Annotated in this window: 21 protein-coding genes; 12 read left to right on the forward strand and 9 right to left on the reverse strand. The window is 35.5% G+C overall.

The genetic code is table 11. The features are described from left to right. The 5 genes from P700755_RS07715 to murI all read left to right on the forward strand — a co-directional run bounded on the left by P700755_RS07715 (window position 1) and on the right by murI (window position 5,557). Entirely contained in the window at window positions 1–738 is a 738-nt protein-coding gene (locus P700755_RS07715) for an undecaprenyl pyrophosphate synthase (protein WP_015024138.1), read from the forward strand. After that, on the forward strand, window positions 674–3,331 hold the full coding sequence (locus P700755_RS07720; RefSeq protein ID WP_041758239.1) for a BamA/OMP85 family outer membrane protein: 2,658 nt from the start codon (window positions 674–676) through the stop codon (window positions 3,329–3,331). Before P700755_RS07715 ends, P700755_RS07720 begins: the two co-directional genes overlap by 65 nt. Before the next feature lie 29 nt (window positions 3,332–3,360). Next, window positions 3,361–4,164 (forward strand): OmpH/Skp family outer membrane protein, encoded by an 804-nt coding sequence (locus tag P700755_RS07725; protein WP_015024140.1) that lies wholly within the window; start codon window positions 3,361–3,363, stop codon window positions 4,162–4,164. 27 nt (window positions 4,165–4,191) lie between these two features. After that, complete coding sequence (locus tag P700755_RS07730; protein WP_015024141.1) at window positions 4,192–4,701, forward strand: OmpH/Skp family outer membrane protein; 510 nt, start codon at window positions 4,192–4,194, stop codon at window positions 4,699–4,701. 67 nt (window positions 4,702–4,768) lie between these two features. Then, a complete protein-coding gene (gene murI / locus P700755_RS07735; protein WP_015024142.1) occupies window positions 4,769–5,557 on the forward strand; it encodes a glutamate racemase in 789 nt (262 codons plus the stop codon). Here the strand turns inward: murI and P700755_RS07740 are convergent. Further along, on the reverse strand, window positions 5,554–6,600 hold the full coding sequence (locus P700755_RS07740) for a PorP/SprF family type IX secretion system membrane protein (RefSeq protein ID WP_015024143.1): 1,047 nt from the start codon (window positions 6,598–6,600) through the stop codon (window positions 5,554–5,556). The two genes, murI and P700755_RS07740, sit on opposite strands and share 4 nt — an antisense overlap. 150 nt (window positions 6,601–6,750) lie before the next feature. Between P700755_RS07740 and P700755_RS07745 the strand changes: the two genes are divergently transcribed. Next, on the forward strand, window positions 6,751–7,659 hold the full coding sequence (locus P700755_RS07745) for a NifU family protein (RefSeq protein WP_015024144.1): 909 nt from the start codon (window positions 6,751–6,753) through the stop codon (window positions 7,657–7,659). Here P700755_RS07745 and lpxB read toward each other — a convergent pair. After that, the gene (gene lpxB, locus P700755_RS07750; RefSeq protein ID WP_015024145.1) at window positions 7,656–8,768 is read right to left on the reverse strand and encodes a lipid-A-disaccharide synthase; all 1,113 of its coding nucleotides are present in this window, start codon (window positions 8,766–8,768) and stop codon (window positions 7,656–7,658) included. The two genes, P700755_RS07745 and lpxB, sit on opposite strands and share 4 nt — an antisense overlap. A 132-nt stretch (window positions 8,769–8,900) precedes the next feature. Here lpxB and P700755_RS07755 point away from each other — a divergent pair, with 132 nt between their 5' ends. The 5 genes from P700755_RS07755 (at window position 8,901) to P700755_RS07775 (ending at window position 12,974) form a co-directional block, all read left to right on the forward strand. Then, window positions 8,901–9,767, forward strand: a complete 867-nt coding sequence (locus tag P700755_RS07755) for a YicC/YloC family endoribonuclease (protein ID WP_015024146.1) — start codon at window positions 8,901–8,903, stop codon at window positions 9,765–9,767. Between the two features lie 2 nt (window positions 9,768–9,769). Continuing rightward, the gene (gmk, locus tag P700755_RS07760) at window positions 9,770–10,348 is read left to right on the forward strand and encodes a guanylate kinase (protein WP_015024147.1); all 579 of its coding nucleotides are present in this window, start codon (window positions 9,770–9,772) and stop codon (window positions 10,346–10,348) included. A 2-nt stretch (window positions 10,349–10,350) separates the two neighbouring features. Then, window positions 10,351–10,932: a nicotinate (nicotinamide) nucleotide adenylyltransferase gene (gene nadD, locus P700755_RS07765; RefSeq protein WP_015024148.1), complete on the forward strand. Its 582-nt coding sequence runs from the start codon at window positions 10,351–10,353 to the stop codon at window positions 10,930–10,932. A gap of 121 nt (window positions 10,933–11,053) precedes the next feature. Continuing rightward, window positions 11,054–12,061: an NAD(P)H-dependent glycerol-3-phosphate dehydrogenase gene (locus P700755_RS07770; protein WP_015024149.1), complete on the forward strand. Its 1,008-nt coding sequence runs from the start codon at window positions 11,054–11,056 to the stop codon at window positions 12,059–12,061. A gap of 13 nt (window positions 12,062–12,074) precedes the next feature. After that, on the forward strand, window positions 12,075–12,974 hold the full coding sequence (locus P700755_RS07775; RefSeq protein ID WP_015024150.1) for an EamA family transporter: 900 nt from the start codon (window positions 12,075–12,077) through the stop codon (window positions 12,972–12,974). A gap of 7 nt (window positions 12,975–12,981) precedes the next feature. On the opposite strand, the gene P700755_RS07780 is transcribed toward P700755_RS07775, so the two are convergent. The 3 genes from P700755_RS07780 to P700755_RS07790 form a co-directional block, all read right to left on the reverse strand. Then, entirely contained in the window at window positions 12,982–13,383 is a 402-nt protein-coding gene (locus P700755_RS07780) for a hypothetical protein (protein WP_015024151.1), read from the reverse strand. 10 nt (window positions 13,384–13,393) lie between these two features. Then, window positions 13,394–14,416: a phenylalanine--tRNA ligase subunit alpha gene (pheS, locus tag P700755_RS07785; RefSeq protein ID WP_015024152.1), complete on the reverse strand. Its 1,023-nt coding sequence runs from the start codon at window positions 14,414–14,416 to the stop codon at window positions 13,394–13,396. 79 nt (window positions 14,417–14,495) lie between these two features. After that, the gene (locus P700755_RS07790) at window positions 14,496–14,849 is read right to left on the reverse strand and encodes a hypothetical protein (RefSeq protein WP_015024153.1); all 354 of its coding nucleotides are present in this window, start codon (window positions 14,847–14,849) and stop codon (window positions 14,496–14,498) included. Between the two features lie 45 nt (window positions 14,850–14,894). On the opposite strand from P700755_RS07790, the gene P700755_RS07795 reads away from it, so the two are divergent. After that, the gene (locus tag P700755_RS07795; protein WP_041758240.1) at window positions 14,895–15,416 is read left to right on the forward strand and encodes a CvpA family protein; all 522 of its coding nucleotides are present in this window, start codon (window positions 14,895–14,897) and stop codon (window positions 15,414–15,416) included. Between the two features lie 55 nt (window positions 15,417–15,471). Here the strand turns inward: P700755_RS07795 and P700755_RS07800 are convergent, their stop codons facing one another. The 4 genes from P700755_RS07800 to P700755_RS07815 form a co-directional block, all read right to left on the reverse strand. Then, a complete protein-coding gene (locus tag P700755_RS07800) occupies window positions 15,472–16,101 on the reverse strand; it encodes a carbonic anhydrase family protein (protein WP_015024155.1) in 630 nt (209 codons plus the stop codon). 2 nt (window positions 16,102–16,103) lie between these two features. Then, entirely contained in the window at window positions 16,104–17,669 is a 1,566-nt protein-coding gene (locus P700755_RS07805; protein ID WP_015024156.1) for a SulP family inorganic anion transporter, read from the reverse strand. 78 nt (window positions 17,670–17,747) lie between these two features. Next, window positions 17,748–18,038 carry a hypothetical protein gene (locus P700755_RS07810; RefSeq protein WP_015024157.1) on the reverse strand — a complete coding sequence of 97 codons (291 nt, stop codon included), beginning with the start codon at window positions 18,036–18,038 and terminating at the stop codon, window positions 17,748–17,750. Window positions 18,039–18,089: 51 nt separating this feature from the next. After that, window positions 18,090–18,839, reverse strand: a complete 750-nt coding sequence (locus tag P700755_RS07815) for a tetratricopeptide repeat protein (protein WP_015024158.1) — start codon at window positions 18,837–18,839, stop codon at window positions 18,090–18,092. Between the last annotated feature and the right edge of the window lies 1 nt (window position 18,840).

An 18,840-nucleotide genomic window follows, 5' to 3' on the forward strand; every position in this document is an offset into this window, starting at 1 on the left:
ATGGATTTCAGATCAAACATAAACGTAGAAAAACTTCCTAAGCACGTTGCCATCATCATGGATGGAAATGGACGCTGGGCTAAGAAGCAGGGATTAATGCGGGTAAGAGGCCATGAAAAAGGAACTAAAGCCGTTAGAGAAACTGTAGAAAGTAGTGCTGAATTAGGCATTGAAAATCTTACGCTTTACGCTTTTTCGACTGAAAATTGGAATAGACCTAAACTAGAGATTCAAACTCTTATGAGGCTCTTGGTGTCTTCTTTAAAAGATGAGATTAAGACATTACAAGACAATAAAATTAGGCTTCAGGCGATTGGTTGTATAGAAAATTTACCCACCAAGGCCAAAAAAGAACTTAAAGAAGTTATCGAGAAGACAGCAAATAATTCTCGCATGACCTTAACCCTAGCTCTGAGTTATGGAGCGAGAGAAGAAATGATTCAAGCTGTCAAACAAATCAGCCAAAAGGTAAAAAATAATATAATAGATTCTGAAACTATTGATGAGTCTACAATAAATAATCATCTTTACACCCGAAATTTACCAGACGTAGATATGATGATTCGCACAAGCGGCGAACAGCGAATCAGTAATTTTTTACTTTGGCAGATGGCATATGCGGAATTGTATTTTACAGAAACCCTCTGGCCAGATTTCAGAAAAGAAAACCTTTTTGAAGCAATTTACGAATATCAAAAAAGAGAAAGAAGATTTGGAAAAACAAGTGAACAACTCTAAGTGCACTACACTATTTTCTAGAGTTAACCTATATGTAACAGCTCTAACACTAATGTTATTTTTCGCCTTTGCGAATGCTCAGCAAAACCCTCAGCAAGCCGCCGGTAAAAAGTACACTTTAGGAAAGATAGAAGTTATTGGTTCCTCAAGCTATAACGAACAAACCGTGATTGCCTTCACAGGCCTTAAGGAAGGAGAAGAACTCTACATTCCTGGTGACAGGATAAGTAAGGTTCTGAAAAAACTTTGGGATCTTGGTCTTTTTAGTGATATAAATTTTTACTTAAAAAATGTAGACGGAGATATCGCAGATTTGCAACTGGAAATCGTTGAAGTACCCAAACTTAACGAGGTAAAAGTAAGAGGAATTAAGAAACGCAAGCGCTCCGAAATTATAAAAGACAACTCCATTCAAAAGAATACAAAAATCACTGAAAATTATGTGATAAACCTTCGTAATAATATAGAAGAGAAATATAAAGAGAAAGGTTTTCTGAATGCAAAAGCGAATATCATTACCAGTGAAGTTATAGACACTTCAAGTACGGATAACCTTGTTAATGTAACAATTGACATTGAAACTGGCGATAAAGTAAAAATAAGCGAAATAAATATTAAAGGGAATGAACAGTTTTCCGACTGGACTATAAAGCGGATGATGAAGAAAACCAAAGAAAAGTTCTTCTTAAGGTTATGGAAACGTTCAAAATTCATTGAAGAAGAATATGAAACTGATAAGGATAAAATAGTAAAGAAGTTTAAGGAAAAAGGATATCGAGATGCAAGAATAGTGAGCGATTCTGTTATTGTAAATTCCGATACTGATATTACTATTAACATAGAGGTAAAGGAAGGGAACCGCTACTATTTTGGAGAAATTGACTTTTTAGGAAATTCTGCTTATACAAACGCTCAGTTAAGTCAACTCATGGGGATAAGAAAAGGAGATCCTTACAACGGAACTGTTTTACAGAATAAAATCGCCAATAATGAAAAACCAGATGCCAATGATATTACCAATTTGTATCAAAACAATGGTTATCTATTTTCCAATATCACTCCTGTAGAAACCCGAATTTATAACGATACTATTGACTTCGAAATACGAATCAACGAGGGGAAAATTGCCTACTTCAACGAAATTTTAATCTCTGGTAATGACAAGACAAATGACAATGTCATTTTTAGAAATTTAAGGACACGACCAGGACAACAATACAGCAAACAAGATGTCATGAATACGATTCGTGAACTTGGGCAGCTTGGATTTTTTAATGCTGAAAATCTTGAACCAGAATTTAAAAATGTAGATCCACAATCAGGTACTCTTGACCTTCAGTACGTAGTAGAAGAACAAGGTAGTAGTCAAATTGAGTTGCAAGGTGGCTATGGTGGAGGAGGTTTTATTGGAACTTTAGGTTTGAGATTCAACAACTTCTCTCTTAAAAATATTTTCAACAAAGAGGCCTATAAACCAGTACCTATGGGGGATGGCCAATCTTTATCTCTAAGAGCACAAGCTAGTTTAGCCTTTCAAAATTATAGTTTATCTTTTGTAGAACCATGGTTGGGCGGTAAAAAGCCGGTACAGCTCTCTGTTTCCTTATCTCAAACTATACAATTTTTGTTCAACCCATTAACACGAAGAGCTGATAATGACAGAAGTTTTACCATTTCTGGAATAAATGTTGGTTTTGCTAAACGACTACGAGAACCCGATCAAAACTTTACTTTATCAACATCTATTGGGTATCAGAATTTTCAATTAAATAATTATAATATCGGATTATTTAGATTCCCTAATGGGACATCAAACAACCTATCATTCACCGTCGGATTAAACAGAAACAATACGTTTACTAATCCCATTTTTCCAACAGGAGGTTCAGAATTCGATTTTTCTGTGAAATTTACTCTACCCTACTCGGCTTTTAACGATGTAGATTACGCTGGTCTTCGAGAACAAAGAATAGAGGCTTTGGCCAGTAATGATGGAGAGGCTTTAGCGGTCATCGATCAGCAACGATTTAACTGGTTGGAATTTTATAAGGTTAAATTTAGTGGGGATTGGTATAATAATTTGTTTGATAAACTAGTTTTAAGGACACGTTTTGAATATGGGTTCTTAGGGGCTTATAATAATGACAGAGGTATTCCTCCATTTGAACGTTTTTTCTTAGGAGGAGATGGCTTAGCTGGTTTTGCTTTGGATGGTCGTGAAATTATTGCTCTAAGAGGTTATCCTAACCAATCCATATTACCTAGGACACGAACAGTTGGTGGAGAAGAAAGCTTTAATGATGGAGCTTCCATCTATAACAAATACACGATGGAGTTGAGGTATCCTATTACATTAAAACCTTCAGCTTCAATCTACGCACTTGCCTTTATGGAAGGTGGTGCTACTTTTGATCAGTTTAAAGACTTTACACCCTTTGAAATGAGCAGATCTGCTGGTGCTGGTTTACGTATCTTTATGCCTGCTTTTGGTCTATTGGGCATAGACTTTGGATATGGATTTGATCCCATACCAGGCAGTAATACAGGTCCTAATGCTTGGGAAACCCACTTTATTATCGGTCAACAATTTTAAAACAACATGATTTTTAATACCTTCCAATTATGAGATTTATTAATAGCGTTTTCTTTATTTGTTTTTGTGCTGTTACCTCTTTTGCACAAGGTGGTCTAAAGATAGCTTATGTGGATATGGATTATATTCTAGATAATGTTCCTGAATATAGACAAGCCTCTAGCCAATTGGACTCTAAAGCTCAACAGTGGAGAACGGAGATAGAAAGCAAACAAAACGAAATTGATAAGCTTAAGAATGAGTTAGAAAGTGAAAGACCTCTACTTACTGCAGATTTAATTCAAGATCTTGATGATGAAATAGAATATCTTGAAAACCAACTCTTAGAGTATCGCAATAAACGTTTTGGTGTTTCTGGAGATTTTATTGTTCAAAAAAGGCAATTGATACAGCCGATACAAGATCAGGTCTTTAATGCCATACAAGAAATTGGCGACAATAGAGATTATGACTTTATTTTTGAAAACTCCGCAGATGCCTTACTTTTGTTTTCTGCAAAGCGACATGATTTAAGTGAAGTCATCTTAAAGCTCATCAATAGAAATTCTAGAGGAGCTAAAAAAGAATCTTCCGATGTTCTGGAAGAAATTGGAGATTATAAGTCTGTTGAAAAAGCTGAAGAGGAAGATGTCAAAAAGGAAGAAAAAGCTCAAGAAGAAGAAGCCAGAAAGAATGAACGAGAAGTTTTAATAGATGAACGCCAAAGAAAAAGAGATTCGTTAAGAGATGCCAGACAAATAGAATTTGAAGAACGGAGAGCAAGAATCTTAAAAGAAAGAGAAGAAAGAGAAAAAGAAAGAGACTCTATTAGAAAAGCAAGAGAGAATAATTAAATATAATCACTAAACTAAAATTAAGAAATGAAAACTTTAAAAACAATCGCAATAGCTTTAGTATTGTCATTCGTATTAATGGCACCCTCAAATGCACAGTCGAAAGTAGCACACGTAAACTCGCAAGAGTTTGTTCAAGCCTTACCAAGTTATCAATCTGTAATGACAGAGCTGGATCAACGAGAAAAAACTTATCGTACTGAAATAGACGATTTGTTGAAGGAAGCTCAGAAAACAAACGAACGTTACCAAAGAGAAGCTGGCACTAAGACTGAAGAAGAAAATCAAAAGAGAGCGATGGAACTGCAAGAAATGCAACAATCCATCATGGAATACAGACAAACCGCTTCTGAAGATCTTCAGAAAAAACAAGAAGAACTCATGAGACCCGTCTTAGAAAGAGCAAGAGAGGTCATCCAACAAGTTGCTAGAGCAAAAGGCTATGACTATGTTTTAGATTCCTCACTCGGAGCAGGAGTCCTTATGGCAGACGGTTACGACCTGATGGCAGATGCTAAAACTGCTATTGGAGAATAATTAATTCACATTATATTTTTATAAAAAAAGACCATCTTTGTGATGGTCTTTTTTAGTTATATCCCCTATGTCTAAACACCCTGTTGTATTATTTGATTCTGGTGTCGGTGGTACATCACTCCTTAAGGAAATTATCCACTTACTTCCTCACGAAAATATAGTTTATCTGGCTGATAGTAAAAATGCTCCATACGGACTTCGAACAAGCCAAGATATCATCGCCTTAAGTATTAAAAATACGGAGTTGGCTATTCAATTGAAGGCTAAGATGATCGTTGTAGCCTGTAATACAGCAACAACAAATGCTATTTCATTTTTAAGATCTAACTATTCTCTTCCTTTTATAGGGATAGAACCCGCCATAAAGCCAGCAGCTCTAAATTCAAAAGCAAAGCGCATAGGTGTTCTAGCGACTAAAGGCACTTTAAGCAGTGAGTTATTTAAGCAGACCTCAGAGAGTTTTACTGAAGGTGTTAACGTCATTGAAGTGATTGGAAAAGGAATAGTGGAGGCTGTTGAGGGTGGCTGGACCAATGATGAGAGGTTCATTAATAACCTGAATCAACAAATCCAACCTTTTATTAAAGAGGATATCGATTATTTGGTATTAGGGTGCACACACTTCCCTTACATCATTCCTAAGCTTAGAGAATTACTTCCAAAGCATGTCACTCTTATCGATTCTGGGAGGGCAGTCGCTAAGCAAACCAAGGCTATTTTGAGAGAAAAGCATTTAAAGAACACAGATGATAGTTTTGGGGATATAAACATTTATACCAACACCGTCAACTCTTCTCATCTTCAAGAATTAATGAAGGATTATAGAAATGTAAGTATTACCCATATGGACTTTTAATAGTTTACAGCGGGGCAGTTACACTTATAACGCTTTCTATCTTCACCAAAATCATATCCTAAGGTAATCTGGTGGAAACCTCCAGTAGAAATCACATTCGAATTGGTTTGATAAGAATAGGTATACGCTACCATAAATCGATTATAATTAAAACCAAAAAAAGGTGACACATACTGAAGCTTTTGAGACTCTAGTTCAAAAGAACCAGAAGCTGCAAAATCTATCCCATCTAAAGCAGTTCTGTAAGATAGCCCACCCCAAATTTGACCAATGTTAAGTTGGTAATACGCCTTCACATTGAAATCGATATTGGATTGATTAAGCGCTTCTCTATGCTGAAAAAAAACTGAAGGTTCAAATAACCAACGTGATTCTGGTAAAGTAATGGTATAACCAACAGAGGTGAAGTATTGTCTTTGATTTTTAGTTTCGAAAATTTCTGAAAAAACTCTACGCTGCTGTGGGAGTAGATTTTTAAAAGTCACATGAGCAAAAAAATTCAAAAAGAAATATGAAAATCCAATATCTGAATTAAATAAGGTTTCGGAACGTTGAGACCCATCTATGGCAGGGTCTGGATTAACTATAGTGTTTAGCCCTGCTTGGTCAAAACGATCCTGAAGAATAGTGGCACTAAGTCCAAAAGAAAGTTGGTGGAGATCTGCTGTAGATCTGGAAAACATCAAATGGTAAGCAAAGGTGGCAGTTACACCCTGTTGTGAAAATCTTCCATTGGAGTCATTATAAAAAATCCCTCCGAGTCCTACTTTATCATTTAATCTCCCATTGACACTTAGCGTTTGTAAACTCGGGGCGTCCTTTACATCTAACCACTGTTGCCTAGCTGTTAACCTAACTTTATTGTAGTTTGAGGCTCCAGCCATAGAAGGGTGGACCAAATAATAGTTGTCTGTTAAATAATCTGAATAAATAGGTAAACTAGACCCTTGAGAAAAAGCAGTAAAAGAGAAAATAACGAATACTAGTATTGCTAAGCAATTACAACTTTTAGAAAAAATTAAAAAAAGGGGATTATTAAACAAAAGGATTTTAAAAGATTTAGTAATAAAAGAGAGTAAACACAAATATAAATTTTAAACCGCTATATTAATTTGTATTATCAAATTATTAATAGAAGCACAAAGTTGAAGCTTTGATTTTATTGTTTTGTAATTTTGCTCAAAAGAAAAATCATGCAGAATTACACGGTTGAAATTAAACCTACCAATAAACCCTCTATACTAAAATTTGAATTCAATGAATTTTTGACCAAACAAAAGGGCTATGAATATCATAATATCGAAGAAGCAATGAAGTCTCCAATTGCTTCTCAGTTATTCTACTTACCCTTTGTTAAAACAGTTTACATTTCTCAAAACTTTATTGCTATTGAGAAATTTAATATTGTAGAGTGGGCGGATGTACAAAACGAGATCTCAGAACAGCTTCTAAAACATATGAATGATGGCGGTAAAATTGTCGATGAGAAAGAAGAAAACTCTGTCAGCAAAATTCCTGTGACCGTCTATGCAGAAAGCACTCCTAACCCTTCAGTGATGAAATTTGTCGCTAATAAAAAACTGGTGTTGGAGTCTGCCGAATTTAAAAGCATCGATGATGCGGAACTCTCTCCTCTTGCTCAAAAATTATTTCACTTTCCTTTTGTCAAAGAAATATTTATGGATGATAACTATATCTCCATCAATAAATACGACATGGCAGAGTGGGAAGAAATTACCAACGAATTGAGAGGCTTTATAAAAGATTATCTCGAAGAGGGGGGAAAGATTTTAGAATCTGGAAAAGTCCAATCTAAAAAAACAGAGGCCCCTTCTCCAGAAATTGACACTAGCAATCTTGACGATATTTCTAAAGAGATTGTACAAATCCTAGAAGAATATGTGAAACCAGCTGTTGCCAGCGATGGAGGAAACATCATGTTTAAGTCTTATAACGCCGAGTCAAAAGATGTGCAAGTCATTTTACAAGGAGCTTGTAGTGGGTGTCCATCCTCTACCATCACCTTAAAAAATGGTATTGAATCCATGCTTAAAGAAATGCTACAGGGTAAAGTAGAGACCGTAACAGCCTTTAATGGTTAGTTGAAGGAATTAACAATCAATTCGGCGGTTTTACGACTTGCTCCGACTCCGCCGAGCTTTGTTTTCAATTCTTTATACTCCTTTTGTATATCTTCCCGCTTCTTAAGATCTAAGACTTTATCCAATTCTTGTTGAAGTTGTTTGACATTGAAATCACTTTGGATGAGTTCTTTAACGACTTCGCGATCCATTATTAAATTTACCAAAGAGATAAAACGCAAATTGACAATTTGTTTAGCTATTAAATAAGACACAGCATTTGCTTTATAACAAACCACTTCCGGCACTTCAAACAAAGCGGCTTCTAAAGTTGCAGTGCCCGATGTAACCAAAGCTGCATGAGCTTGACTCAATAAGTTATAAGTGTCGTTTTCTATCAATTTCACTTCCGAATTGGATACAATCGACTTATAAAACTCTTCATCTTGGCTTGGTGCTCCCGCAATAACAAATTGGAAAGACGGATAATGTTCTACTACTGAAAGCATAACCGACAGCATTTTAGAGATTTCTTGCTTTCTACTTCCCGGTAACAAAGCAATGATAGGTTTATCTTCCAATTTATGCTTTAGCTTAAAGGCTTCAAAGCTGATGTCTTTTCGTTTTTCAATTTGATCTAATAAAGGGTGGCCTACGAAATGAACTGGAAAATCATGCTTATTCTCATAAAAGTCTTTTTCAAAAGGCAAAATCACATACATATGATCTATATCTCTTTTTATCGCTTTAATTCGGTTTTCTTTCCACGCCCATATCTGCGGAGAAATATAATAATGTGTTGCAAACCCTAATTCTTTTGCCCATTGAGCAATCCTCATATTGAATCCAGGATAATCTATAAAAATGATAGCGTCAGGTTGATATCCTAATATATCAACTTTACAAAAATTAATATTCTTAAAAATAGTTTTAAGGTTTGTAATCACCTCCCAAAACCCCATAAAAGCGAGTTCTCTATAGTGTCTAACAAGTGTACCACCAACTTCTGCCATAAGGTCACCTCCCCAAAACCTAAAATCTGCGGAGGTATCTTTTTCTTGTAGGGCTTGCATTAAATTGGAAGCATGCAGATCTCCAGATGCTTCTCCTGCTATAATATAATATTTCATGAACTCAATTTACCTATCTACAATAGCGAAATTACAATAAATTAAGCATTACTCCTTGGGGGAATGCCAACTTCCCCTAAGGAGTTCCTGTGGGATTTGTTACCTTTGCATAACTTTTTTAGATAAGATTTTATGATTCAATCGATGACCGGTTACGGTAAAAGCAAATTGGAAGTAGCTGGCAAAACTTTTGTAGCAGAACTCAAATCTCTCAATAGTAAGCATCTAGATGCTAACGTAAGACTACCTTCAGAACTTAGAGAGCTAGAACTTCCCCTTAGAAATAGATTATCAAAAGCACTAGGACGCGGTAAAGTAGACTTGTCCTTACAGGTAGAAAAGCATGAAGCAGAAAGCTCTGCAAAGATAAATATCAAAGTAGTTGAAAGTTATCTGAGTCAACTTCAGCAATTTCCATCTTCTACAAATGGAGACTACAACCGTTTGTTACAGATTGCAATGTCAATGCCAAACGCTTTGAGTTCAGAAAAAAATGAGCTAGAAAAAGAGGATTCTGAAGCAGTTTATAAAGTTTTGGAAATGGCTTTAGAACAGATTAATCAATTTAGATCCGATGAAGGAGAGGTCTTAAAAAAAGACTTTGAGCTTCGCATCGATACCCTCACCGAATTACTTTTAAAAGTAAAAGACATCGATCCAGAACGCATCGCCAACGTGAAGTCTAGATTGCGAAAAGGCATTGAAGATCTAAAACAGAAGGTGGATGAAAACCGTTTCGAACAAGAATTGATTTATTACATAGAAAAATACGATATCACCGAAGAGAAAACAAGGCTAGACAACCATCTAGATTATTTCAATAAAGCGTTAAACTCTTCAGATTCTAACGGAAGAAAATTAAATTTTATTTGCCAGGAAATAGGAAGAGAGATCAATACCATAGGCAGTAAATCTAACTTTGCTCCCATGCAAAAAGCCGTTGTACAAATGAAGGATGAGCTAGAAAAAATAAAGGAGCAACTCCTTAACGTATTATAGGTATGGGCGAATCAAAACAGGGCAAACTCATTGTATTTTCTGCTCCATCTGGATCTGGCAAAACCACTATTGTAAGACATCTCTTAAGCAAAGAGGATCTAAATCTAGAGTTTTCGATTTCTGCAACCTCTAGATCACCAAGAGAAGACGAAATCGACGGAAAAGATTATTATTTTATGGATTTGAAGGCGTTCAAATCCTATATTAAAAACGATGACTTTTTGGAATGGGAAGAGGTGTACAGAGATAACTTTTACGGAACCTTAAATTCTGAGATAGATAGAATCTGGGCTATGGGAAAACATGTGGTTTTTGATATAGACGTTGTGGGGGGGTTGGATATTAAGCGTATTTATCCCACACAAACCTTAGCGGTATTCGTTGAGCCTCCAAGTATCGAAGAACTTAAAATCCGACTTAAAAAAAGGAAAACAGAGTCTGAAGATCGCATTGCCATGCGTGTTGCAAAAGCCTCTATTGAAATGGCCACCGCTCCACAGTTTGACCATATTATAGTCAATGAAGATTTGGATAAAGCTCTGGACGAAGCCTACCACTTAGTAAAAGATTTTATTCAGTAGATATGAAAAAAGTTGGTCTTTACTTTGGAACGTTCAATCCTTTTCACATCGGGCATTTGATTATTGCAAATCATTTGGTAGAACATACAGACATGGATGAGGTTTGGCTTGTTATTACTCCACAGAGCCCGTTTAAAAAGAAAAAAAATCTTTTAAAAAATCATCATAGATTAGAGTTGGTTTATCGAGGTACAGAGGATTATGAAAAATTAAAACCTTGCGATGTGGAATTTAACTTACCTCAACCAAGTTATACCTCCAAGACGCTAGCGGAACTCAAAGATTCACATCCAGACTTAGACTTTTCTTTGATTATGGGAGAGGATAATTTGGTAAATTTCCATAAATGGAGAAATTTCCAAACTATTTTGGACAACCATGAGATCTATATTTGTCCACGACACACTAAATCTGAAGTTCCTGAACAGTTCTTGAATCATCCAAAAATCAATATCACCACCACTCCTCAAATGGAAATCTCTTCAACGCTAATAAGGGAAATGATAAAATCTGGTAAAAATACACGCCCTCTTCTTCAGCACAAGGTCTGGGAATATATGGATGAGATGAATTTTTATAAATAAGCAGATAGCCTGTGCTCGACTTAAAGGTATTTTCCTCCAAGAGTAAATGTGATTATCTTTAAGATTTTTTAAATTAACTATAGAACATAGAAATTAAGATATAGACACTAAAACAAAATATATGACTAATTCTAATCCGAATTTTGGCGTTATAGGTGGTGGAAGCTGGGCTACCGCAATAGTAAAAATGCTATGTGAAAATGTATCGCAAGTGAACTGGTATATGAGAAACAAAGAAGTCATAACCCACATTGAGAAAGAGCACCACAACCCAAATTACCTTAGCGCCGTAGAATTTGACCCAAAGCAAATCAACTTATCCGATGATATCAATAAGGTCATCCAGGAATCAGATTTTCTAATCTTCGTTGTGCCTTCAGCCTTTTTAAAAAAAGAACTTGATAAAGTAACGGTCAGTTTAAAAGACAAAATCATATTTAGTGCTATAAAAGGGATTGTTCCAGAATCTCAGAGTTTGGTTGGGGAACATTTTCATCATGAATATGACATCCCTTTCGACAAAATTGGGGTGATCACGGGACCCTGCCATGCGGAAGAAGTCGCTTTAGAACGCCTTTCTTATTTAACCTTGGCCTGTGCCAACGACGATCATGCCAATACCTTAGCAACGTACTTGAGAAGTGACTATATAAAATGCAATATTTCCGAAGACATTATCGGTACAGAGTATGCTGCTGTACTCAAAAATATTTATGCTATTGCTGCAGGAATTGCTCATGGCTTAGGCTATGGTGATAATTTCCAAAGTGTCTTGATGAGTAATGCAATACGGGAGATGAAACGCTTCATCAAAAAACGCTATAAATTGAAACGAAATATCAATGATTCTGCGTATTTAGGAGATTTGTTGGTCACAGGATATTCAGTCTTTAGCCGTAATCGCTATTTTGGAAATATGATAGGAAAAGGCTATACGGTAAAAAGTGCTCAAATGGAAATGAGCATGATCGCAGAAGGATATTATGCCACTAATTCGGCTTACGAAATCAGTAAATCTTACGGGAATAAAAAACCCAAAACTCCTATCATCAATTCCGTTTATAAAGTTTTATACGAAGGTGAAAATCCAAAAGAAGTCTTTACCAAACTAGCTGATAAGCTAAACTAACCATTACTTTACTATGAATTCTATTTTAAAAGGAGGGCTTCTAGTCGCTCTTGGTGCTTCTTGCTACGGCTTGCTTACCACTTTTGTGAAACTGGCTTACGAGGAGCATTACACTCCTTACGAAGTGACCTTTGCTCAGCTTCTTATTGGCTTTATAGCTTTGGTTATTTTAAATCTCTTTCTAAAGAAAAGTGAGCCTCCTATAAAGGACTCAAAACTGAGACGCAAGACTATTTTATATCTTATCCTATCTGGGACGTCTCTTGGATTTACGAGTATATTTTATTATTTAGCTATTCAATACATCACTGTTTCTGTTGGTATTGTCTTGCTGATGCAAAGCGTATGGATAGGCGTTGTTTTGGATGGAATTATCAATAAGATAAAGCCTACTAAAAGAAAGATTTTTTCGGTTATCCTTATTTTAATAGGTACTGTTTTGGCGGCAGATTTACTTATAGAAAAACAAGAGATAGATTTCGCAGGAATAGGATACGGCATACTCGCCGCCTTGTCTTATACGGTTACTATTATGACATCCAATAGTGTTGGGCTTCAATATCACCCTATTACTCGAAGCAAATGGATGATGCTTGGAGGGCTCCTTGTTGTTTCTGTGATTACACTTCCAGAACTTATAAACTATATGGACTTTGGCATTTTTATAGTATGGGGACCAATTCTCGCTCTATTTGGAACCATTTTACCTCCCTTATTTTTTACAGCAGGTATGCCAAAAATAAATGTAGGTCTAGGCGCCATCATTTCTTCCATAGAGTTACCTGTAGCTGTTTTAATGGGCTATTTTGTCTTACAAGAAGAGCAAAATCTTTATAAATGGATTGGAATTGCTCTCATTTTATCATCTATAGTATTGATGAATTTGAGAAAAGTTAAAAAGAATCCAGTTTAACGCCAAATTAATCTGCTATGATTCCTTTTGAATTTAATAAGGGTAAATCTACAACCACTTCCGGTTTCAGAGAGAATTTTGAAAACCTGAAATCCTTATGAAGGAGCTTTCCTTCTAAAAAATAAGTCACTTGAAAAATATTATCTACTTCTAAAACATCGTCATGGAGAAACTCGAGTTTGGCGAATGACTTAACAGGTAAAACATCTAATTTCTTCCTTAAAATAGAAGTTGCTTTCGAGTTGCTTTCTCCTTTAGAAACCACTAAAACAGTCTCTAAAGGCTCGGTATTATCGTTGACGAGATAAATAGTCCATTCGTCTACTTTAAAGATAGAATTGAACTCATAAGAGGCGACAATGTAGACGTTTTTTACTTTTGGAATGTCCCTGTCGATGTCTTTTTTCATGTTGAAAAATTTACAATGACGATTTAAACTGTTTAAGGAAGCGAACATCATTTTCATAAAACATTCGAATATCTCCAATTTGATAAAGCAACATGGCTATTCGCTCTATACCCATACCAAAGGCAAAACCACTATACTCTTTAGGATCGATATCGCAATTTTTCAAAACATTTGGATCTACCATTCCACATCCCATAATTTCTAACCAACCAGTCCCCTTTGTGATTCTATAATCGGTTTCTGTTTCCAGTCCCCAGTAAATATCAACTTCTGCACTAGGTTCTGTAAAGGGGAAGTAAGATGGTCTTAACCGAATTTTAGACTTTCCAAACAACTCTTGTGTAAAATAAATCAAAGTTTGCTTCAAGTCTTTAAAAGATACATTTTTATCAATGTACAAACCTTCTACTTGATGAAATATACAATGAGACCGAGCTGAAATGTCTTCATTTCTAAAGACTCTTCCTGGAGAAATCGTTCGTATAGGAGGCTCATTGTTTTCCATATACCTCACTTGGACGCTCGATGTGTGAGTTCTTAACAGAATATCTTTAGGATCGGTTTGGATAAAAAAGGTATCCTGCATATCCCGAGCAGGGTGGTATTCTGGAAGGTTTAAGGCAGAGAAATTATGCCAATCGTCTTCTATTTCAGGTCCTTCAGAAACGTTAAACCCAATATTAGAAAATATGGTTGTAATTCTATTCTTGACTAGAGAAATAGGGTGTCTCGCACCAATTTCAAGAGGCTCTCCAGGTCTTGAGAGGTCGCCGTATAGCCCTTTATCCTCAATTTTTGAGGCAATTTCAGATTTCAGCTGCTCCACTTTTGATTGAGCTGAAACTTTCAACTCATTTATCGTTTTCCCAAACTCTTTCTTTTGTTCATTAGGCACATTTTTAAATTCAGCAAAAAAGGTATTCAAAATTCCTTTTTTTCCTAAATACTGAATTCTAAATTGCTCTAAGTCTTCTGTATTATCTGTTGTAAAGCGCTCAACCTCATATATATACGCCTTTATCTTATCTATCATACTGTTTGGTAAAATGAATTTGCAAATTTATAAAAAAAAGCAGCATGTTCCCCATAAAAAATATTAATTACTCAGCATACTATTCTATATACTCTCGTTTAAGAAAATAAGATACCAAAGCTTCTTTCATTAGTACCGTTTGTTCTCCTGCTTTTAAGACTGGAAGTTTTGAAATATTATTGAAATGTGGCCAGCCATCTTCATCAACAAAGTCAAATTCATAGAATCCATAAGGCTCTAGAAGTGTACAGATACCGATGTGAATCAAATTTACTTTATCATCTTTTTTAAATTTATCTTGTGGTTTGCCTAACTCTTGTACTCCTACCAAGTATATAATGGCATCGAGCTGCATCAGATCTCCATCTGCAAACTGTTCGGATAGTGCCTTTTGAAGGGATTCCCAACGTTTTTTAAGTAATTCATCTCTCATACCGCAAAGGTAAATGCTTTCATCGATTTGATTATATTTGACGACATGAATATAGTGGACATTATTCTTGGTGTTTTGCTTCTCATTGGTCTTGTAAGAGGATTCCAGAGAGGCTTTATTTTAGAGCTTACTGGAATCATCGGTTTAATAGCGGGGATCTTTGGCGCTTTAGAATATAGTTACATTGCAGAAAGTTACTTTACTCGATGGACAGACCTGTCGACCTCCAACATAGAAATTATCGGCTTTTTTATTAGCTTCCTAATCATAACACTCGCCGTATCAATTTTGGGTAAGATTTTGACTAAAATAGTACATACTATAGCCTTAGGAATGGTTAATCGATTACTAGGAGCACTCTTTGGAGTGGTTAAAACAGGCTTATTCATTTTTATTTTGATATTAATTTTTGAGTATATCAACACTGATGAAAGGTTTCTTGCAGTAACCAAACTTCAGGACTCTTTTATTGTGTCGACTATAAAAGAAGTGAGCTCTGCTCTTATACCTTCTTTGGAGGAATTAATAGAAACAAGTAATTTGTTGGATACTACTGATGAAGCATAAAAATATCTACTAAAATAACTTTCAAGAGTCTGTCTTAAGGAAACAAAAAGTCAGATTAAGACAGTAATTCTACCTTGCCAGACTGAAGAGAATAGACTCCTCCTATAATCTTTATGTCTCCTTTATACTCCATATCTTTTAAAATAGGACTCTTTTCACGAACCCTCTCCATAGTTAACCGGACGTTTTTTTCGACCACATCATGAACAAATTTTTTATTGGTAGAATCTCTCTTACCTTCTGTTTTGACGGCTTCAACAGCTGGTTTTATATTGCTTAATAGATGGGTGATGTTTCCTAATTCTATTCCATCACAAGCCGCGCTTACAGCTCCACAGCTCTCGTGACCCATCACAAAAACGAGCTTACTCCCCGCCACTTTACAAGCATACTCCATACTTCCAAGAATATCTTTATTTTCAAAATTTCCCGCAACTCTAGCGACAAAAATATCACCTATACCCTGATCGAAAACAGTTTCCACAGGAACACGGCTATCGACACAAGATAGAATAACAGCTTTAGGATATTGACCAACAGTAGCACTAACCTTTAGAGCGTTGTAATCTCTAGAATGAAAATTATCTGATGTAAACCGATTATTTCCTTCCATTAGATCATTTAAGATTTCATCTGGAGTAAGCGCCTCTTGCTCTAATTTAGTAATGATTTTATTTAATCCCATAATTAGTAGTTTGACTTTAGGTTAAAAAATTTCTGATAACTGTCTGGATTTTCGAATTTCCCTCGGTCTGAAATGATGGTTATATAAATATCCCTATTTTTAGCTTTAGTTTTAAAATCTTCAAGAATTTCTAAAATATCGTAATCCAGATATTTAGATTTTCTGATATCAATTTCAACATTGGAATGTGATGCAATATCATTAAGAGATTTTAAGATTGCCCCTTTATTGAAAAACGTAACTTCTTCAGCAAAAGTCATTTTTACGAGTTTCCCATCACCCGTTTTATCTTCTACATTTAAGAAATGCGAGTTTTTATAACTATTAATGAGAATTACAATTAGACCTACAACAAGGCCTAAACCTATTCCTGTGAGCAAATCACTTAAAACGATACCTGTTACGGTCACCATAAAAGGTAAAAACTGAGTTTTTCCAAGCTTAAACATCTTTACGAATAAAGAAGGTTTCGCTAGCTTATAGCCTACAATAAATAAGACTCCTGCGAGAACCGCTAATGGGATGAGGTTAAGTAAATCTGGGATAAAAACGACTGCGAGAAGCAACCATACAGCATGTAATATTCCAGATAATTTTGTACGCCCTCCAGATTGGATGTTGGCAGAACTTCTTACAATCACTTGAGTAATGGGTAAGCCTCCTATAAAACCCGAGAGCATATTTCCTGTTCCTTGAGCAATCAATTCTCTATTTGTTGGTGTTACTCGCTTTCTGGGATCAAGCTTATCTGTTGCTTCGACACTTAGCAAAGTTTCCAAACTAGCCACAACTGCAATTGTAAACCCGACAACCCAAACTTCTGTGCTTGTGATAATTGAGAAATCTGGGAAAGTGAATTGAGTAATGAAATCTGAAAAACTACTAGGTACAGGAACTGAAACTAGATTGGAATCTGCAATTCCAAATACACTGTCATCTTCTATAAATAACTTATAAAGAATCCCAGCAATAACTGCGACTAAGGGACCTGGAACTACTTTAAAAAAGTGGTGTTTTTTTTCTAAAACACTGGACCAAAATAACATAATCCCAATACTGATTAGTGTAATGCTTAGAGTCCCTATGGAGAGGCCTCCCCAAGCTAGGATGATATTATCTATCATCACCTTTATACTATAATGAAAAAAATCATAACTATCTGGTAAGCCAAAAGCGACGGAGAATTGCTTTAAAAAAATGATAATACCAATTCCTGCTAGCATTCCCTTTATAACTGAGGATGGGAAATAGTATCCTATGACTCCAGCTTTTAAGATACCTAATAAAATTTGAATAGCTCCTCCTATAACCACAGCGACCAAGAAGTACTCATATTTGCCTAAGCTTGCAATTGCACTTAATACTATAACTGCCAGACCCGCTGCTGGGCCGCTTACTCCTACTGAAGATCCACTTATGGAACCCACCACAATACCTCCTATTATTCCAGCTATAACTCCAGCAAAAAGGGGAGCCCCACTAGCTAATGCAATACCCAAACATAAGGGTAGTGCTACAAAAAAGACAACTACACTAGAAGGTAGGTCTTTGTTTAAATGTTTAAACATAAAATTGATTTGTCCATGCTCCTTAAGAAAAGAACATTTATTGATTTAATAAATAATTGAAAAAAATGACGAATTCAATTATAAAAAATCAGGAGGGGGACAGACTATTTTTTGATTGATAGCTTCGTAGTTCAAAAGGTAAGGTGTCGTTGAACTAGATGTGTCTCTATATATGGAACCAGCGGTTATTAAGTTATCATCAATGATGTAATCACTAAAAGATACATTATTTTTTTCTGAGTTTTCTTCCTCATTAGCATTGAATACAAAACTAATGTCCACATCACTTTCTACCGATATCATCAACAAAGTAGGAGTGATAATAAGGTTAGAAAAGGAAAAAATAAGTATAAATAATTTTAATCTCATATATAACGTAAATATATAGATTAATTATAGAAATAGGATGACTAGCTAATGTTATAGTTTTTTTAAAATTAGAGTCTTAACCCAGCCTTTAGACCCGTCGGAGAGTTCTATTTGAGTAAAGTCTCTAAAGGTAGAGCCTGTACTTACTTTACTACCTTTGTTCATTTGAAAATTAACATCACTTCTTGAGTTAGGCTCTACATGAACTTGTACTTGATCTTCAAAAATAATGGCAAAGGACTGCTCTCCTAAAAATTGATTTTGGAAACGTCCAAATAGCAAACTAGTTACTCCAAACACTAAAAATAAAATTGCAATAAAAAAGTTGATACGTTTTTTACGAGTGGTCCCAGATCTAAAATACAACACCATAAAAAAACCAAAACAGAAAGAAAAAATGACACTTACCCAAGCCCAAGTATTCACCTTTAACAGGTGTGTAGTAGTATAGACCATGGTGCTTAAATTGGACTCTGGTACGTTTTCAATCTTATCGATAGTTTGGGTGTTGGCAATCTCAAGATTTTGTCTCACCTCTTGGTCTGCAGGGTTGAGTTGAAGTGCTTTTTCATAATGAAATATAGCATTGGCCAAATCATTCTGTTTAAAATAAGCGTTCCCCAAATTGAAGTATAATTCAGTTGAAACTAAGCCCTCATCCAATAAACTAGAGTACAGCTGGACAGCTTTAGGAAATTGGTCATCGGCAAAAGCGTCGTTTGCTTTTTCGAAAGTATCTTCAGATTGAGAAAATCCAGTATAGCTGATGATTCCTATTAATAGGTAGAGATAGTATGTCATA

The organism is Psychroflexus torquis ATCC 700755, assembly GCF_000153485.2.
Classification (GTDB): domain Bacteria; phylum Bacteroidota; class Bacteroidia; order Flavobacteriales; family Flavobacteriaceae; genus Psychroflexus; species Psychroflexus torquis.

Coding starts and splice junctions, on each gene's coding strand:
- P700755_RS07725 (WP_015024140.1), top strand. CDS start 3,361: ATGAGATTTATTAATAGCGTTTTCTTTATTTGTTTTTGTGCTGTTACC.
- pheS (WP_015024152.1), bottom strand. CDS start 14,416: ATGATAGATAAGATAAAGGCGTATATATATGAGGTTGAGCGCTTTACA.
- P700755_RS07770 (WP_015024149.1), top strand. CDS start 11,054: ATGACTAATTCTAATCCGAATTTTGGCGTTATAGGTGGTGGAAGCTGG.
- P700755_RS07810 (WP_015024157.1), bottom strand. CDS start 18,038: ATGAGATTAAAATTATTTATACTTATTTTTTCCTTTTCTAACCTTATT.
- P700755_RS07775 (WP_015024150.1), top strand. CDS start 12,075: ATGAATTCTATTTTAAAAGGAGGGCTTCTAGTCGCTCTTGGTGCTTCT.
- P700755_RS07800 (WP_015024155.1), bottom strand. CDS start 16,101: ATGGGATTAAATAAAATCATTACTAAATTAGAGCAAGAGGCGCTTACT.
- P700755_RS07790 (WP_015024153.1), bottom strand. CDS start 14,849: ATGAGAGATGAATTACTTAAAAAACGTTGGGAATCCCTTCAAAAGGCA.
- lpxB (WP_015024145.1), bottom strand. CDS start 8,768: ATGAAATATTATATTATAGCAGGAGAAGCATCTGGAGATCTGCATGCT.
- P700755_RS07730 (WP_015024141.1), top strand. CDS start 4,192: ATGAAAACTTTAAAAACAATCGCAATAGCTTTAGTATTGTCATTCGTA.
- P700755_RS07795 (WP_041758240.1), top strand. CDS start 14,895: ATGAATATAGTGGACATTATTCTTGGTGTTTTGCTTCTCATTGGTCTT.
- gmk (WP_015024147.1), top strand. CDS start 9,770: ATGGGCGAATCAAAACAGGGCAAACTCATTGTATTTTCTGCTCCATCT.
- P700755_RS07715 (WP_015024138.1), top strand. CDS start 1: ATGGATTTCAGATCAAACATAAACGTAGAAAAACTTCCTAAGCACGTT.
- nadD (WP_015024148.1), top strand. CDS start 10,351: ATGAAAAAAGTTGGTCTTTACTTTGGAACGTTCAATCCTTTTCACATC.
- P700755_RS07755 (WP_015024146.1), top strand. CDS start 8,901: ATGATTCAATCGATGACCGGTTACGGTAAAAGCAAATTGGAAGTAGCT.
- murI (WP_015024142.1), top strand. CDS start 4,769: ATGTCTAAACACCCTGTTGTATTATTTGATTCTGGTGTCGGTGGTACA.
- P700755_RS07780 (WP_015024151.1), bottom strand. CDS start 13,383: ATGAAAAAAGACATCGACAGGGACATTCCAAAAGTAAAAAACGTCTAC.
- P700755_RS07805 (WP_015024156.1), bottom strand. CDS start 17,669: ATGTTTAAACATTTAAACAAAGACCTACCTTCTAGTGTAGTTGTCTTT.
- P700755_RS07745 (WP_015024144.1), top strand. CDS start 6,751: ATGCAGAATTACACGGTTGAAATTAAACCTACCAATAAACCCTCTATA.
- P700755_RS07815 (WP_015024158.1), bottom strand. CDS start 18,839: ATGACATACTATCTCTACCTATTAATAGGAATCATCAGCTATACTGGA.